Below are 15,541 nucleotides of genomic sequence, written 5' to 3' on the forward strand. Positions count from 1 at the left end.
GCTGCGCGATGCTGTCATCACTGGTACCCCAATCGTTTCGCCGCCAGTCCGGTCAGGATTTCCGTGGTGCCACCGCCGATGCCGAGAATGCGGATATCGCGGTACTGCCGCTCGACCTCGGATTCGCGCATATAGCCGAGGCCGCCGAACAGTTGCACGGCCTGATTGGCCACCCATTCGCCCGCCTCCACAGCGGTGTTCTTCGCGAAGCAGACCTCGGCGATCAAATCGGTTTCGCCATCGGCGCTGCGCTGCACCACATCTCGGGTATAGACGCGGGCCACGTCGATGCGGCGCGCCATTTCGGTCACCGTGTTCTGCACGGCCTGCCTGCTGATCAGCGGGCGACCGAAGGTCTCTCGGTTGCGCACCCAGTCCAAGGTCAGGTCGAGGCAACGCTGGGCCTGTGAATATGCCTGCACCGCGAGCCCGACCCGCTCGCTGACGAATGCACCGGCGATCTGATAGAAGCCGGAATTCTCCGGTCCGACCAGATTCTCCACCGGCACCCGAACATCCACATAGGACAGTTCGGCGGTATCGGAGGCCAGCCATCCCATCTTGTCGAGCTTGCGGCTGACCGTGAAGCCCGGAGTGCCCTTCTCCACCACCAGCAGCGAAATACCGCCGGAGCCGGGGCCGCCCGTGCGCACGGCGGTCACCACGAAATCGGCGCGCACACCCGAGGTGATATAGGTCTTCGCGCCATTGACGATGTAATGGTCGCCGTCGCGGCGCGCGGTGGTGGTGAGGTGGCCGACATCGGAGCCGCCACCAGGTTCGGTGATGGCGAGCGAGCCGATCTTCTCCCCGGCCAGTGTCGGCCGTGCGAAGCGCTCGATCAGATCTTCGTTGCCCGAGGCGATAATGTGCGGCACCGCGATACCGCAGGTGAACAGCGAGGCGAACAGGCCACCCGAGCAACCGGCCTGATGCATTTCCTCGCAGACGATCATGGCGTCGATACCGTCACCACCGGAACCGCCTGCGAATTCCGGGAATTGGATGCCGAGCAGTCCGAGCGCTCCGGCCTTCTTGTGCAGTTCGCGCGGGATCTCGCCGTCGCGCTCCCAGGCGTCCAGGTACGGAAGAACCTCACGCTCGGCGAAACCCCTTACGGTGGCGCGCAATTCGCGCCGTTCCGGCGTATTCCACGGACTCATAGCAACTCCAATGGGATATCAACATGACGCGAGCGCAGCCATTCGCCGAGCCCCTTGGCCTGCGGATCGAAGCGGGCCTGGTAGGCCACACCCTGTCCGAGCAGACCCTCGATAATGAAGTTCACGGCACGCAGATTCGGCAGCACGTGCCGGGTGACGGTCAGCGGCGCGGCTTCGGGCAACAGTTCCTTGATCCGCTCCACCGTCAGCGTATGCGCAAGCCACCGCCACTGCTCATCGGTGCGCACCCACACGCCGATATTGGCATTGCCGCCCTTATCGCCGCTGCGGGCCAGCGCGATCGCGCCCAGTGGTGCCCGGCGAGTTCCGCTGGCGGGCAATGGCTCCGGCAGTTCCGGCTCGGCCACGTCCGCCAATTCCAGCGTGTCCGATGCGGGTGCGATATCGACGCGAGTGCCCTGCGGGAGCACGGCCGCGTGCGGCACCTCGGCGGCATCGACGAATCCCGGTGTGTACACGCCGTACGGCGAACCATTGCCGGGCAGGCTGGTGAAGTTGGTACCCGGATAACTGGCCAATGCCAGCTCGACCGCGACATTGGAGAAGGAGCGGCCGACCTTGTTCGGATCCGGATCACGAACCACGCAGCGCAGCAAAGCGCTTGCCTGCTCCTCGGTTTCGGCGTCCGGCCGGTCGAGACGCGCCAAGGTCCAGGTCAACTCGGCGGGCCGCACGGGCAGCCAGGACTCCAGCTGTCGTTGCGCCAGTCCGGCTTTCGCCTCGATATCGAGTCCGGTGAGCACGAACTCCATCTCGTTGCGGAAACCGCCGAGAGTATTGAGCGAAACCTTGAGCTGCGGCGGCGGCGCTTCGCCGGTCACCCCGCTGATCAGTACCCGATCCGGACCTTCTTGATTCAGCTCGATCGTGTCCAGCCGCGTGGTGACATCCGGCCCCGCATAACGCGCACCCTGGATCTCGTACATCAGCTGTGCCGCAACAGTATCCACCGTAACCGCACCACCCGTGCCCTGATGCTTCGTGATGACGCTGCTGCCATCCCTGCGCACTTCGGCGATCGGGAAACCGGGCCGTCCGAGATCGGCCAACTCGGTGAAGAATGCGAAGTTACCGCCGGTGGCCTGCGTACTGCACTCGATGACATGTCCGGCCACCACCGCACCGGCAAGCTGGTCGTAATCGGTTCGCCCCCAACCGAAATGAGCGGCGGCCGGGCCGACGATCACGGAGGCGTCGGTGACCCGACCGGTAACCACGATATCGGCGCCCGCATTCAAACATTCGACGATGCCCCAGGCACCGAGATAGGCATTCGCGGTCAGCGGTGACCCGAGGCCGAGTTCGCCCGCACGACTGAGCAGGTCGTCACCCTCGACGTGCGCGACCTTGGCATCGAGTCCGAGATCCGCCGCAACCTTGCGCAGCTTCTGCGCCAACCCGGCCGGGTTGAGTCCGCCAGCATTGGTGACGATCTGAACATTGCGTTCCAGTGCCAGCCCGAGGCAGTCCTCGATCTGCCGGACGAAGGTCTTGGCATAGCCGAGACTGGGATCCTTCATCCGGTCGCGGCCGAGGATCAGCATGGTCAACTCGGCGAGATAGTCCCCGGTGAGCACATCGAGCTGCCCGCCCTCGAGCATCTCCCGCATGGCGCTGAGCCGATCACCGTAGAACCCGGAACAGTTGCCGATTCGGATCAGCTCCGGATCGGCGGCCAGCATACTCATCAGCTGGAAGGCCCTCCTGTGCGGCGAACCGTCCCGGCGCGCCGCGTTGCGCCGCCGGTGGAGTCCGCGTTCCGGAGTCCAGCATCACACCCGGTCCAGAAAAAAGCAAGCATGCGTGCTTGTTAATCGAGCAGGGCACGCGAGGCAGAATGACCAGATGTCGTCCGTCATCCTGTTCGCGCTGGCCGGATTCCTGCTGGGCGGGGCCTACTCCACCTGGAAGACCGCCCGCCCACTCGCCATCGCCCTCATGGTGCTCGCCGCCTTAGCGGCTGCAGGCGCGGTCGCCTGGTTGATGTAGGCACTCACAGCCCCACTCGACCACCACGGAGCGAGTCTTACGCGGCCCGTCTCGCGTCCGAGCCGTCGAAGCGCATGCGCCGCACGCGTCGTAGGACTCGGCCATCCGGCGCATGTGCATCGGTGGCCGAACGATCCACCATCAGTGACCCCAACGGAGCGAGTCTTACGAGCGACCGTTCGCGGCCCGTCTCGCGTCCCAGTCGTCGAAGCGCATCCGCTGCACGCGCGGGACTCCACCGCCCGGCATGAGGGCATCAGGTGCTGAACGATCCGCCGTCAGTGACCCCAACGGAGCGAGTCTTACGAGCGACCGTTCGCGGCCCGTCTCGCGTCCGAGTCGTCGAAGCGCATGCGACGAAGTCGCGAGTCTCGACGGCTCGGACGCGAGACACAGGGGGCCGCGAACACGCCGCGCCGAAGGCGCGGCAAATTAGACAGAGCTCAGGCGGAAGATCCGCAGATCCTCCGGCACGCCACTCAGTGGTGCGGCGAAGAAACTGCGCTTATACGGCTTGACCGAGAACCCGAGTTCCTCGAGCGTCTCCGGCGCGACGGACTGCAATGTCGCGTGCGAAAGCATGGTGTTGCCGTTGCCGCCGGCCTCCATCACGCGAGCGGCAATCGTCACATCCACGCCGAGCCAGTCGCCGCCGATCTCGCGCGGCGAGCCGGTGTGCAGACCGATCCGCATCTGCGGGCGATAACCGCGCACGCTGACGTCGGCCAGATTCCGTTTTGCCTGCACAGCGGCACGCACGGCACGATCAGCCGAGGTGAACACAGCCATCACGCCGTCACCCATGCGCTTGACCACCTGGCCGCCGCGATCGGCGATCGGCGGCTCGATGGCCTTGGCTACCCCGCGCAACAATTCGAGGGTCGCCTCATCGCCTGCAGAGAGCGACCAACTGGAGAACGCCACCAGATCGGTGAACATCACAGTTATTTCTTCGCTACCTCGACCGCGGCCGACATGCTCCAGCATGGCCTGCCAGACCTGCAGTGCGCCGAACCCGATTTCCCGGGCCGCGCTCGGCGTATCGCCGACCAACTTATCTGCCGCGCGCGCCACCGCGCGGGCGCCACCTGGACCCGAAACCGATAGCGGGTCACCGAAAGACGGGTCACCCGGCAGCTGTTCACGCGCCTTGCGCAGCACACCGATGATGTCCGGCCGCTGGTTCGCAGCGTTCATCAAGGCGGAGAACTGCCCGCGTCGCATTCCCGAGCCGGGACGACGAGCAGATCGGTCCTCATCGGCGGGCACCAACGGTATGGTCACCTCGGACGGAACGCCCCCGTTGTCTTCCGGTTCCGGCCCCGGCTCAGCACCGCCGGAAGGTGTTTCGGTCACGCCCCGAGCGTATCTCAGCCGACCAACCGTCGGCGGGTTACTTATTGTCGCCACCTGTGCCCCCTCGATCAGACTGAGCGGGCACTACGCCGGGTCCGCCAATGGGTAACTCACTGGTTGCCGACTCCGAGAGTAGCCAGCATCGATTCTGGATGGAAGCGATGCCCGGCTTAGTTTCCGGGAAGTTCACATACTGCCTGGATTGCCCGAATACATACACCGGCCCGGTGTGGAAGGGGATTCGCACACCGGGCCGATGTTCGCATCGTCCGCCGGGCAGTGGCGGACAGTGCGCGGGGTGCTCGGACCTCCCGACAAGGTCGGCACCCGTCACCCGAGCGGCGAGGGAGGGCAACTCGGGTAGTTCAATCATGCATCGCGTTGGTTGACCATAACCAGTGCGCCGCCGAAGACAATTGCGACGAAAGCCGCGAAGTAGAGCAGGCCGCCCCACGGTCCCCAGTGCCAGTTCGCCGTCGATTCCGAGGCGCTGTAGAAGTGGCTCGCATTCGCGAAGGGCAGGAACGGCTGCACATTGCGCCCGAAGCTGCCGAACGCGCCGAGCAGCGGCTCGATCAGCAGTGGCCAGAGCACGATCAGCGAAATCGCCGCGGCCGACTGCCGGACCAGCACACCGATACCGACCGCGAGAATGACGCTGAGCAGGGCATAGACCGGAATGCCGTAGATCTCGCGCCAGGCATCGCCACCGGAGAGCTTCAGGTTGTTGCTCGCATCGCCGCCGATCGCCTTGGCGATCGCGAAGGCGGCGAAGGCCAGCACGATGGTGAGTACCGCCCCGTACACGCCGACCAGACCCGCCTTGGTGGCGATCACCTTGGCGCGATGCGGTGTCGCCTGGTAGGTGGTCCGGATGATGCCGAAGCGGTATTCGCTGGTCACGGTCAAGGTGGCCATGATCATCAGGACCATCACGCCGAATCCGCTGATCCCGCCGACCGCGGTGGCGACGGTCAGGTCGAGCGCATTCTCCTTGCCCGACGACGAGCGGGCCACCGCCGCGAACAGCGCGGCCAGGCCGAGGGCGAGCACCACCACGATCGCCGAGCACCACCACGGCGACCTGGTCGAGGTGAGCTTGATACGTTCCGCTGCCAGCACGCCCATCAGAGCGCACCTCCCATCGCTGTGTAGGACCCGGCGTCCGCGGGGCCCTGCGTGGTTACGCGAGCTGCCGCCTCCGGGCCTGACGCTCCCGCCGGGTCGAAGCCTTCGCCGTGGTACTGCACCGCGCCGCCGGTCATCCGCATGAATGCCTCCTCCAGCGAGGCCCGCTGCGGCGCCAATTCGTACAGGGTGATGTCGTTCGAACCGGCCAGCTTGCCGACCGCGTCGCTGGTCACCCCGGCCACGACCAATGCGGCGCCGTCCTGGCCCGTGCCGTCCTCGCGGACGGTCATGCCATTGGAGGTGAGCAGGCTGCGCAACTGCTCCAGCTGCGGACTGCGCACGCGCACCGACTGTTCCGAGGCGCGCTCGATGAATTCCTTGGTGGTCGAATCGGAAATCAGCTGACCGCGTCCGATCACGACCAAATGCTCTGCGGTCTGGGCCATTTCGGAGAGCAGATGGCTGGAGACCAGCACGGTCCGCCCCTCGGCCGCGAGCCGCTGCATGAACCGGCGGATCCAGAGGATGCCCTCGGGGTCCAGGCCGTTCACGGGCTCGTCGAACAGCAGTACCGGCGGATCGCCGAGCAGCGCCCCGGCCAGGCCGAGCCGCTGCGACATGCCGAGGGAGAAGCCACCGGCATTCTTACTCGCCACCTCGGACAGGCCGACCAGCCGCAGCACCTCGTCCACGCGGGACATGGCGATTTCGTTGGATGCGGCCATCCACTGCAGATGCGCGCGGGCCGAACGGTTCGGATGCACCCACTTGGCATCCAGCAGCGCACCGACGGCGCGCAGCGGATGGTCCAGTTCGTGGTACGGCTTGCCCTGGATCAATGCGGTGCCCGCGGTGGGCTTGTCCAGGCCGAGGATCATCCGCATGGTGGTGGATTTACCGGCGCCGTTCGGCCCAAGAAAGCCCGTCACCTGTCCGGGTCGAACGGTGAAGGAGAGATCTTGAACCGCGACAGTCTGCCCGTAATGCTTGGTCAGGCCCCTCAGCTCGATCATGGTGACCAGCTTTCCTCATCGCGCGGCCACACGCGTCATTAAATGGTGCCGAGTTCAATCATCCTCGAGGATGACGAAGGCCCCCGGGCCGCATCAGGGAATCACCCTGAACGCTTTCTCCGTTAACGGCCCGGTGAGGAGGCCTGCGCCCAGAAGCGTTTGGGAATGCGGCCCGCGCGACGGGCCAGGTGACCGGCGTTGACCGCATCCCGCATGGCCGCCGCCATGAGGGCGGGGTGCTGGGCGCGGGTGACGGCGGTGGCGAGCAGCACGGCCGAGCAGCCGAGTTCCATGGCCAGCGCGGCATCGCTCGCGGTGCCGATGCCCGCGTCGAGGATGACCGGGACGCCCGCGCCGGCCACGATCATCTCGATATTGTGCGGATTGCCGATGCCGAGTCCGGTGCCGATCGGGGCGCCGAGCGGCATGACGGCGGCACAGCCCGCGTCCTCCAGTCGGCGGGCCAGGATCGGGTCGTCGGTGGTGTACGGCAGCACGACGAATCCCGCGTCGACCAATTGCTCTGCGGCGGTGAGTAATTCGATCGGGTCCGGGAGCAGGGTGCGCTCGTCGGCGATCACCTCCAGTTTGACCCAGTTGGTGTCGAGCGCCTCGGCGGCCAGTTGCGCGGTGAGCACCGCCTCCGCGGCCGTCCGACAGCCCGCGGTATTGGGCAGCGGCATGATCTCGAGGCGTTTGAGCAGGTCCAGGACGCCGGTGCCGCCGACTGCGTCGACCCGGCGCATGGCGACCGTGGTGAGCTCGGTACCCGAGGCGACCAGCGCCTCCTCCAGCACGGCGAGATTCTCGGCGCCGCCGGTGCCCATGATGAGGCGGGAGCCGAACCGCTTGCCCGCAATCTCCAGCGTGTCAGGGGTTTCCAGTGCGTCAGCCACCCTGAACCGCCGTCAGCACTTCGATCTCCCAGCCGCGGCCGACCGGCTCGTCCCAGCGGGACTTCGGGAAAACCGCACCGTCCACCGCGAGCGCGACGCCCTGGGACGGCAGCCCGAGACGATCGAGCAGTTCCCGCACCGTGAGGGATCGGTCGAATTCGTGGTCCTGCCCGTTCACGGTGACACCGATGGGGACCGAGGTCATCGAACTCCTCCTGCAGATGTAGCGAGTGACGACGGGTGCGCCGTCGAAAAACGTTGGGGGTCAGCGGCTTTCGCGTCATCGAGCGGCGCGCCGTCGAGCAGGCTCAGCACCGCGTCCACGGTGAGCGGCACCGCGAGCATGCCGTTGCGGCCGTGGCCGGTGGCCGCCACGATCCGGTCGGTGAGCCGTCCGATCAGGGGCAGGTTGTCGGGGGTGCCCGGCCTGGATCCGGCACTGGCCTCGGCCAATTCGTATTCGCCGATACCGGGCAGCACCGCCTCGGCGTCGGCGATCAGATCGCGGACACCGGCGACGGTCACCGTCGTGTCGTAGCCCGCCTCGTATTGTGTTGCGCCGACGACGATTCCGTCCACGCGCGGCACCAAGTAGACCTGCCTGCCGTGCACTCGCGCGCGAATCACGCGCTGTGGCGGTGGTGTCGCGCCCGGACGATGGCGCAGCCGCAGTATCTCGCCCTTCACCGGGCGGACCGGGAGACCGGGCCACAGCAGTGCCGATGCCGCGCCCGCGGCGAGCACGATTTGGTCGTGCGGCAGTGCGTTCACCGCGTCGACCGTTTCGGCACGTAGCTCGACTCCGGCTGTGCCACAAGCCTTTTGGAGTGCATCCAGCAGTCGCCGGTTGTCGACGGCGGGTTCGGCGGCGGCTCGCAGACCGGCGCGCACGGTGCGTGCCAGCTCGGGTTCCAGCGCACGCACACCGGCTCGGTCGAGCACCTCGAGTTCATGGCCTCGAGCACCGACCCATTCGGCCACCGTGCGGAGGTCGGCGGCGTCCGCGCCATCCAGCGCGACGGTCAGGGTTTCATCGGCGACGAATACCGAGACACCGGTCGTCGATTCGAGTCGCGCGGCGAATTCGGGCCAGCGGGCCAGTGAGGCGGCGCCGAATTCCAGGACCAGATCCTCCCCCGGCCAGCCCTCGGACAGTGGTGCGAGCATCCCCCCGGCAACCCACGAGGCACCGGAGCCGATGGCGGGATCGAATACGGTGACCGACCACCCCGCCTCGGCCGCGCGCCAGGCGGCGGCGAGTCCGATGGCGCCGCCACCGACGACGGCCAGAGTCCGCATTTGATCCACCTGCCTCACTATTCGCATCCCCACGGTAGCGCGACTACGGTCGAGCACGTGCAACCCTCCCACCAGTTCCGGTCCCTACCGCCCAGGGAGCGTTTGGCTACCGCCCGGCTGTATCTCTGCACGGACGCACGCAGGGAGAAGGGCGATCTGGCCAGGTTCGCCGAGGCCGCGTTCGCGGGCGGTGTCGACATCATTCAGCTCAGGGATAAGGGTTCGCCGGGTGAGGCGAAGTTCGGCCCGCTCGAGGCCAAGGCCGAGATCGGCGCACTCGCCGAATTGAAGGCCGCGGCCCGCAGGCACGGCGCACTGGTCGGGGTAAACGACCGTGCCGATATCGCGCTCGCCGCCGTGGCCGATGTGTTGCACCTCGGACAGAACGATCTGCCGCCGTGGTACGCGCGACGCATTCTCGGACCCGATGTGGTGATCGGGCGCTCCACCAACAACCGCGCGCAGGCCGGGCTCGCGGCGATCGACGAGAACGTCGACTATTTCTGCACCGGACCGGTATGGGCCACGCCGACGAAGCCGGGACGTCAGGCGGCGGGCCTGGACCTGGTGCGTTCCACCGCCGACGCCCACCCGACCCGACCGTGGTTCGCGATCGGCGGCATCGATGCCGAGCGACTTCCCGAGGTGCTGGCGGCGGGAGCCGAGCGCGTCGTCGTGGTGCGTGCGATTACCGAAGCGCGTGATCCAGAGGCGGCAGCCCGGCATCTGAAAACAGCGCTGCTGCACAACGCACAGCTCCGCTGACACTCGCAGCGCGGCTAAGGCTCATCGAGCGCAGTCGAATGGCGGCCCAGAACCTCGCCGCCAACCACCATGTGAGTACCTCGACAAAGCCCACACGGACCCCACAGCTTCAAGACAGCACCTGAACCCGGGTGAGCGACAAGACCGAATCGGGCGGGGCGAGCTCCGAATTCGCGGCTGTCTGCACGGCATCCGTCGCATCAATATCCGGGTCGACGATGCGGGCGTAGGCACCTGGACCTTCGGGCTCGGCGTGCAACCAGACGAAGCCCTGATCGGCGAGGTCGACGGTGCGAGGCAGCGCGGCCGCGACCGTATCGGCGTCGTCCACGTCGATGTCGTCGAGGCAGACGCGCGCCGGAGCCGCCCGCAACGCAGGCCAGGAGGCAGCGAAGCCGGGGTGCAGCGGGTGGCTGTCGACCTCGTCCTCGGGGACCCAGGCCAACGCACTGCTCTCCCGGTTGCGACTGGTAGGCAGAGTCATCACGGCATCGGCCACCACGGTGGTGTACGTCCAGCCGCTCAATGCCGTCGCGGTGATTCGCTCGCCGCGCACCCGAACATCGGCGGGATCGATACCCGCCTCCTCCCATGCCTCGCGGACCGCCGCATGCACCGGGGTCTCGTGGCTGTCGCGGGCGCCGCCGGGCAGCGCCCAGGTGCCGCCCTGATGACTCCACGGCGCGCGGTGCTGCAACAACACCGCGGAAACGCCGCCCGCGAGCGGGGCGCGCAGCAGAAGTCCGGCGGCGCCGAAGCGGCCCCAATGCCGCAATCCGTCCGAGCCGCGTGACCAACCGTCACCGTCACCACGCATCTGGTTACCATCCTCATCTAGCCGTTGCGCGGTTGTTTCACACGCCACGGCGCCGGTAAGACCACAATAAGCTCCCAGCAGGAGCACATGTGCGCACCAACCGGGGAGGTGGAGATGGCAGCGCTCGATTCGACGACGGCCCCGCGGCCGCCGTCGGTCATGACGGCCGATGTCGGGCCCGAGCGGCTGGACGTGCCGCGCGAGGCTGGGCTACGCGCCCATCTGGACCCGGCCAACCTACGATCCTTCGCGCTATCGACACCGGGCCGGCTCATCGCCATCGGTCTGCTGCTCGTCGGCCTGTGCCTGGCCGCGGGCATGATGACCGCCGCGACGGTGAGCGACCGCCAGCAGGCACTGGACATCCTGCTCGACGACACCGAGCCGGACGCGAACTCCTCCCATCACCTCTACACCTCGCTGTCCATCGCGGACGCCGCGGCGAGTACCGCGTTCATCGCGGGCGGCCTGGAACCGGAGACCGTGCGCGACCGCTACAGCCAGGCGCTCGGCGAGGCCTCCGCGGAATTGGTGACGCAATCGGGTCATGCGGCCGGCGAGGCGACCGCTGACGATCCGGACACCCGGCTGCGCACGGGCATCGCCACCGGCCTTCCGGTCTACTCTGGTCTTGTCGAAACCGCCCGTGCGAACAACCGCAACGGGTACCCGGTCGGCGCCGCGTATTTGAGCGAGGCATCGAATCAGATGCAGACCGTCCTGCTGCCGATGGCCGCACAGCTGCAGAGCCATCGCTCCGATGCTGTCAGCGCGGCCCAGCGGCATCATGTGCAGCCGCCGTGGTCCGCGATCGGTGTGCTGATTCTGGCGTTGGGCGCACTGGTCTGGTCGCAGTTCGATCTGTCGAAGCGCTGGCACCGCGTGCTCAATCCGGGACTGCTGCTCGCCTCGGCCGCGATACTGATCCTGTTGGCGTGGACGCTGATCGCCGGATCCGTCTCCGCGGCGGAAATGATCGGTGGCCGTGACCACGGCGCGGTGCCGAGCTCCCGTTTGACCGAGAGCCGCATTCTGACCCAGCAGGCCCGTTCGGCGGAGACGCTGAAGCTGGTGCGTCGCGACGCGACCGGCGACTACGACCGGACCTACGAGTCGAGTGTCACCCGACTCGACGAACTACTCAGCGGCTATCCCTCCGATGCGCCCGCCGCCGATGAGATCGAGCAGGCCCGTGCGGCACTTATCCGTTGGCGAGCGGCCCATCAGCGCATGAACGACAGCCTCGCGCACGGCGACTTCGTCGGGGCGGCAACGGTGGCGACCGGGCCTGGTACGGCGGATGCCGAAGCACAGGTGGAATCGCTGGACCGCGCACTGGGACTGGGTTTGGACGCAACGCGCGATACGTTGCGCGACAACATCTCCGGCGCGGCCCGATCACTCGACTTCCTGGCACCGGGCGCGATGGTGCTGGGGATACTCGCCGCGGCCTATGTCGGCCTCGGTATCTGGCCGCGACTTCGGGAGTACCGATGAACCGCGCGCGCGGGCTGCTCGCCGCGCTCGCCGCAAGCGCCCTGGTCGCCGGGTGCGCGGCGGGCTCGGACGCGATCGATAACAAGACCACCGTGTACACCGAACCACCGCTGCCCGCCAAAGCGGTTTCGATACCGACGGACTCACCGATTCCAGCGGAACGCGACGAGCAATGCGGCGATCCGACCGCGAGTCTGCGGCCCACCGGGGCGGGTGCGGCCGCCCGTGGACCGACCATCGATGCGATTCGTGCCCGCGGTCGGCTGGTGGTCGGATTGGATACCGGCAGTAACCTTTTCAGCTTCCGGGATCCAGTGAGTGGCACGATCGTCGGGTTCGATGCCGATATCGCCAGGGAGGTCGCGCGCGATCTGTTCGGTAGTCCGGAGCAGATCGAGTACCGCAGTCTCGGGTCCGCGGAGCGCGAGTCCGCGCTGCAGAATCACCTCGTCGATATCGTCGCCAAGACGATGACGATCAATTGTGAACGGCGGCAGAAGGTCGCCTTCTCCACCGTCTATCTCCACGCGAATCAGCGCGTGCTCGCGGTGAAGAACTCCGGCATCCGAAGTCTGGCCGATTTGGCGGGTAAGCGAGTGTGCATCGTTTCCGGCACCACCTCGCTGGATCACATGCGCCGCGAACAGCCCGCAGCGACCATCCTCACCGTGCCCACCTGGGCCGACTGTTTGGTAGTACTGCAGCAGCGCCAAGTCGACGCGATCAGCACCGACGACGCCGTCCTCGCGGGTCTGGCCACGCAGGACTCGTCGTACACCGAGTTGGTCGGCCCCAGCATCAGCGTCGAGCCCTACGGCATCGGAATCCCCAAGGGCAACGACGATCTCGTCCGCTTCGTCAACGGCAGCCTGGAGCGCATCCGCAATGACGGCACATGGGTCCGGCTGTACCAGCAATACCTCATCGCTCTAGGGCCGGTACCAGCCCCGCCCGTCCCGACCTATCAGGACTGACGGCGATGACATCACCGCACGATGCCACCGATTCGACCAAGGGCGAGCCGAAGGAACCCGCCGAGGAATCCGGAGAGACCACCAGGGCAACCGCGTTCTTCGAACCAGATATGGCCGAACCAGGCTCCGCGGCCATCGAAACGATCAGGTGGTCACCGGGTACCGGCCCCGAGGCCGAAAACCTGCGTCCCGAGGCCACTTCCGGCACCGGGGAGACCGCCGACAAATCCGTCCGTCACCACCCCGCCTCCGCCGAAACGACCCGTGACCACCCCGCCTCCGCGGAAACCATCCGCCACCAACCCGCCTCCGGCGAAACCGTTCGGCGGAACAATATGGCCGCTGAATTCACCGTCGGCGCATGGAATGCCCCGGAGCCGACCTCCGCCGCGACCATGCGCACCTCCGGCCGCAGCGTCCGCACCGCGCGCTCGCGACCGACGACGCGCAAACTCGGCGCCGGACTGGTCACGATTCCGAATATCCCGCCCGCCGATCCACGCACCGCGGTGCTCGCCGATGCCGTCGTCTCCGAGGGCAGGCGCTTCTGTTGGCGTTGCGGCAACCCGGTCGGGCGCGCCACCGCGACCCGCCCCGCGACAACCGCTGGCACCTGCGAAACCTGCGGTGCGCCATACGATTTCCGCCCGTCACTGCACGAGGGCGATATGGTGTCGAGCCAGTACGAGATCCAGGGCTGTATCGCGCACGGCGGACTCGGCTGGATCTACCTCGCGATCGACCGCAATGTCAGCGACCGCTGGGTCGTCCTGAAGGGTTTGCTGCACGCGGGCGATACCGAGGCGCAGGCGGTGGCCGTCGCCGAACGCCAATTCCTCGCCGAGGTGGCACATCCCAGCATCGTCAAGATCCACAACTTCGTCGAGCACACCGGCGACGACGGCGAGTCCATCGGCTACATCGTCATGGAGTACGTCGGCGGCCGCTCGCTGCGCGATATTCTCGACACCTATCCGCGGCCGGAGCGGATGCCGGTCCCCGAGGCGATCGCATATCTGCTCGAGATCCTGCCCGCGCTGGAGTATCTGCACTCGATCGGGTTGACCTACAACGACCTCAAACCCGATAACATCATGGTCACCGAGGATCAGGTCAAACTCATCGACCTCGGCGCCGTCGCCACCATCGATGCCTACGGAAACCTGTATGGCACCAGGGGTTTTCAGGCACCCGAGATCGCCAGGACCGGTCCGACGGTGGCCTCGGACATCTACACGGTCGGGCGGACGCTGGCCGTGCTGACTTTGAGCATGCCGATGGAACAGGGACGCTATCTCGACGGCATTCCCGATCTCGCCGACCATCCGGTGCTCGAACGCTACGAGTTCTTTCATCGCTTGCTGCTGTGCGCGACCGATCCCGATCCCGAGCGCCGCTTTCCCTCCGCGCGCGTCATGTCGGCCCAGTTGGCCGGTGTACTGCGCGAGATCCTGTCCATGGAGACCGGCGCCGACCATCCACAGCTGTCCACAGTTTTCAGTCCACAGCGCGGCAGCTTCGGCACCGAGGAGTTGATCAGCCAGACCGACGCCTATGCCGACGGCATTGCCAGAAGCAATCTGCTGCGCGCCGACGAAGTGGCTGCGGCACTTCCGGTTCCGCTCATCGATCCGACGGACGCATCGGTGCCCGTGCTCGCGGCCGTGGCACATCCGGAACCGAACGATGCGCTTGCGGCGCTGCAGGAAGCGCATGAGCGCGCAGTGGCCGATCCCGAAAAGACACAGGAGACATGGGATCTGGAACTGACGCTGGCCGAGGCCAAGCTCCGGCTCGAACTCGGCGAATCGGCGGCGGTGCTGCAGATGCTGTCACGACTGCCCGGCGATCACGATTGGCGCATCGACTGGTATCTGGGCCAGGCCCAACTGCTCGAGTTGGACTACCAGCAGGCCTATGACAGCTTCGATGCGGTGCTGCGGGTGCTACCCGGCGAGATCGCGCCCAAGCTCGCACTCGCGGCAACTGCGGAACTCGTACTGCAACACTGGGATTCGGACGACCACGAACAATGGCGGGCCTGTGCGGAGAAGTTCTACGCCACTGTCTGGCGCACCGATCGAGCCGTGGTGAGTGCCGCGTTCGGCCTGGCCAGGCAGTCGGCCGAGGCGGGTCAGGTCGACGAGGCGGTGCGCGCGCTCGACGAAGTGCCCGCCGCCTCCCGGCACTACACAACGGCTCGGATGACCGCGGTGTGGCTATTGCTCACCGCGGCCCCGATCGCCGAACTCCCCGAATCCACCCTGCACCTTTCGGCCTCGCGCGTTGTCGGTCTGCCCAGTGGGGAGAGCCGCGCGACCCAGATGCGCGTGCTCGTCCACGGTGCTGCGCTGGCCTGGCTGCAATCGGGCAATACACCGAGGAGCGACGGGACGACTCTCTTCGGCGCGCCGTTCACCGAGCGCGAGCTGCGCGCGGGCACCGAGGCCGGGCTGCGCGCCCTGGCCCGCAGCGCCCCCGGCCGCAATCACCGCTATGCCTTGGTCGACCTGGCGAACTCGATCCGCGCCAAGACCTGGATCTAGATTCGAAGCTGGACGACTGATCTCGTACGAACATGGGTAACTCATCGGGTACCCCCAAAACCGAGCCACCCTCG

The 15,541-nt window shown here is 66.9% G+C and carries 14 protein-coding genes; 5 read left to right on the forward strand and 9 right to left on the reverse strand.

The features are described 5' to 3' along the window. Window positions 1–17: 17 nt before the first annotated feature. Together OIE68_RS29150 and OIE68_RS29155 are read right to left on the reverse strand one after the other, a co-directional pair. Window positions 18–1,163, reverse strand: a complete 1,146-nt coding sequence (locus OIE68_RS29150) for an acyl-CoA dehydrogenase family protein (protein ID WP_327094254.1) — start codon at window positions 1,161–1,163, stop codon at window positions 18–20. After that, window positions 1,160–2,872 carry an acyclic terpene utilization AtuA family protein gene (locus OIE68_RS29155; RefSeq protein ID WP_327094255.1) on the reverse strand — a complete coding sequence of 571 codons (1,713 nt, stop codon included), beginning with the start codon at window positions 2,870–2,872 and terminating at the stop codon, window positions 1,160–1,162. The genes OIE68_RS29150 and OIE68_RS29155 overlap by 4 nt, the downstream gene beginning before the upstream one ends. 157 nt (window positions 2,873–3,029) lie before the next feature. On the opposite strand from OIE68_RS29155, the gene OIE68_RS29160 reads away from it, so the two are divergent. Further along, window positions 3,030–3,173 carry a hypothetical protein gene (locus tag OIE68_RS29160; RefSeq protein ID WP_327094256.1) on the forward strand — a complete coding sequence of 48 codons (144 nt, stop codon included), beginning with the start codon at window positions 3,030–3,032 and terminating at the stop codon, window positions 3,171–3,173. 432 nt (window positions 3,174–3,605) lie between these two features. Here OIE68_RS29160 and OIE68_RS29165 read toward each other — a convergent pair whose 3' ends face one another. The 6 genes from OIE68_RS29165 to thiO form a co-directional block, all read right to left on the reverse strand. Then, on the reverse strand, window positions 3,606–4,529 hold the full coding sequence (locus tag OIE68_RS29165) for an adenylate/guanylate cyclase domain-containing protein (protein ID WP_419150571.1): 924 nt from the start codon (window positions 4,527–4,529) through the stop codon (window positions 3,606–3,608). Window positions 4,530–4,898: 369 nt separating this feature from the next. Next, entirely contained in the window at window positions 4,899–5,657 is a 759-nt protein-coding gene (locus OIE68_RS29170; protein WP_327094257.1) for an ABC transporter permease, read from the reverse strand. Beyond that, window positions 5,657–6,673, reverse strand: coding sequence for an ABC transporter ATP-binding protein (locus OIE68_RS29175; protein ID WP_327094258.1), 1,017 nt, complete (start codon window positions 6,671–6,673; stop codon window positions 5,657–5,659). Before OIE68_RS29175 ends, OIE68_RS29170 begins: the two co-directional genes overlap by 1 nt. Window positions 6,674–6,795: 122 nt before the next feature. Next, window positions 6,796–7,569 carry a thiazole synthase gene (locus OIE68_RS29180; protein ID WP_419150572.1) on the reverse strand — a complete coding sequence of 258 codons (774 nt, stop codon included), beginning with the start codon at window positions 7,567–7,569 and terminating at the stop codon, window positions 6,796–6,798. Then, complete coding sequence (gene thiS, locus OIE68_RS29185; RefSeq protein WP_062990150.1) at window positions 7,562–7,774, reverse strand: sulfur carrier protein ThiS; 213 nt, start codon at window positions 7,772–7,774, stop codon at window positions 7,562–7,564. Before thiS ends, OIE68_RS29180 begins: the two co-directional genes overlap by 8 nt. Next, window positions 7,771–8,868 carry a glycine oxidase ThiO gene (thiO, locus tag OIE68_RS29190; protein WP_327094259.1) on the reverse strand — a complete coding sequence of 366 codons (1,098 nt, stop codon included), beginning with the start codon at window positions 8,866–8,868 and terminating at the stop codon, window positions 7,771–7,773. Before thiO ends, thiS begins: the two co-directional genes overlap by 4 nt. 57 nt (window positions 8,869–8,925) lie before the next feature. Here thiO and thiE point away from each other — a divergent pair, with 57 nt between their 5' ends. Beyond that, on the forward strand, window positions 8,926–9,633 hold the full coding sequence (gene thiE / locus OIE68_RS29195) for a thiamine phosphate synthase (RefSeq protein WP_327094260.1): 708 nt from the start codon (window positions 8,926–8,928) through the stop codon (window positions 9,631–9,633). A 109-nt stretch (window positions 9,634–9,742) separates the two neighbouring features. On the opposite strand, the gene OIE68_RS29200 is transcribed toward thiE, so the two are convergent. Further along, complete coding sequence (locus OIE68_RS29200; protein ID WP_327094261.1) at window positions 9,743–10,450, reverse strand: NUDIX hydrolase; 708 nt, start codon at window positions 10,448–10,450, stop codon at window positions 9,743–9,745. Between the two features lie 114 nt (window positions 10,451–10,564). Here OIE68_RS29200 and OIE68_RS29205 point away from each other — a divergent pair, with 114 nt between their 5' ends. The 3 genes from OIE68_RS29205 to OIE68_RS29215 are packed head-to-tail and all read left to right on the forward strand — an operon-like array spanning window position 10,565 to window position 15,467. Beyond that, complete coding sequence (locus tag OIE68_RS29205; protein ID WP_327094262.1) at window positions 10,565–11,947, forward strand: hypothetical protein; 1,383 nt, start codon at window positions 10,565–10,567, stop codon at window positions 11,945–11,947. Next, window positions 11,944–12,921 carry a glutamate ABC transporter substrate-binding protein gene (locus tag OIE68_RS29210; protein WP_327094263.1) on the forward strand — a complete coding sequence of 326 codons (978 nt, stop codon included), beginning with the start codon at window positions 11,944–11,946 and terminating at the stop codon, window positions 12,919–12,921. The genes OIE68_RS29205 and OIE68_RS29210 overlap by 4 nt, the downstream gene beginning before the upstream one ends. A 5-nt stretch (window positions 12,922–12,926) precedes the next feature. Then, window positions 12,927–15,467, forward strand: coding sequence for a serine/threonine-protein kinase (locus tag OIE68_RS29215; RefSeq protein ID WP_327094264.1), 2,541 nt, complete (start codon window positions 12,927–12,929; stop codon window positions 15,465–15,467). The last annotated feature ends 74 nt before the right edge of the window (window positions 15,468–15,541 follow it).

Source organism: Nocardia vinacea, from assembly GCF_035920345.1.
GTDB lineage: Bacteria > Actinomycetota > Actinomycetes > Mycobacteriales > Mycobacteriaceae > Nocardia > Nocardia vinacea_A.

Bases quoted from the DNA above. Each gene is read 5' to 3' on its own strand.
- OIE68_RS29150 (WP_327094254.1), bottom strand. From the start codon at position 1,163: ATGAGTCCGTGGAATACGCCGGAACGGCGCGAATTGCGCGCCACCGTA.
- OIE68_RS29155 (WP_327094255.1), bottom strand. From the start codon at position 2,872: ATGAGTATGCTGGCCGCCGATCCGGAGCTGATCCGAATCGGCAACTGT.
- OIE68_RS29160 (WP_327094256.1), top strand. From the start codon at position 3,030: ATGTCGTCCGTCATCCTGTTCGCGCTGGCCGGATTCCTGCTGGGCGGG.
- OIE68_RS29170 (WP_327094257.1), bottom strand. From the start codon at position 5,657: ATGGGCGTGCTGGCAGCGGAACGTATCAAGCTCACCTCGACCAGGTCG.
- OIE68_RS29175 (WP_327094258.1), bottom strand. From the start codon at position 6,673: ATGATCGAGCTGAGGGGCCTGACCAAGCATTACGGGCAGACTGTCGCG.
- thiS (WP_062990150.1), bottom strand. From the start codon at position 7,774: ATGACCTCGGTCCCCATCGGTGTCACCGTGAACGGGCAGGACCACGAA.
- thiO (WP_327094259.1), bottom strand. From the start codon at position 8,868: ATGCGGACTCTGGCCGTCGTCGGTGGCGGCGCCATCGGACTCGCCGCC.
- OIE68_RS29200 (WP_327094261.1), bottom strand. From the start codon at position 10,450: ATGCGTGGTGACGGTGACGGTTGGTCACGCGGCTCGGACGGATTGCGG.
- OIE68_RS29205 (WP_327094262.1), top strand. From the start codon at position 10,565: ATGGCAGCGCTCGATTCGACGACGGCCCCGCGGCCGCCGTCGGTCATG.
- OIE68_RS29210 (WP_327094263.1), top strand. From the start codon at position 11,944: ATGAACCGCGCGCGCGGGCTGCTCGCCGCGCTCGCCGCAAGCGCCCTG.
- OIE68_RS29215 (WP_327094264.1), top strand. From the start codon at position 12,927: ATGACATCACCGCACGATGCCACCGATTCGACCAAGGGCGAGCCGAAG.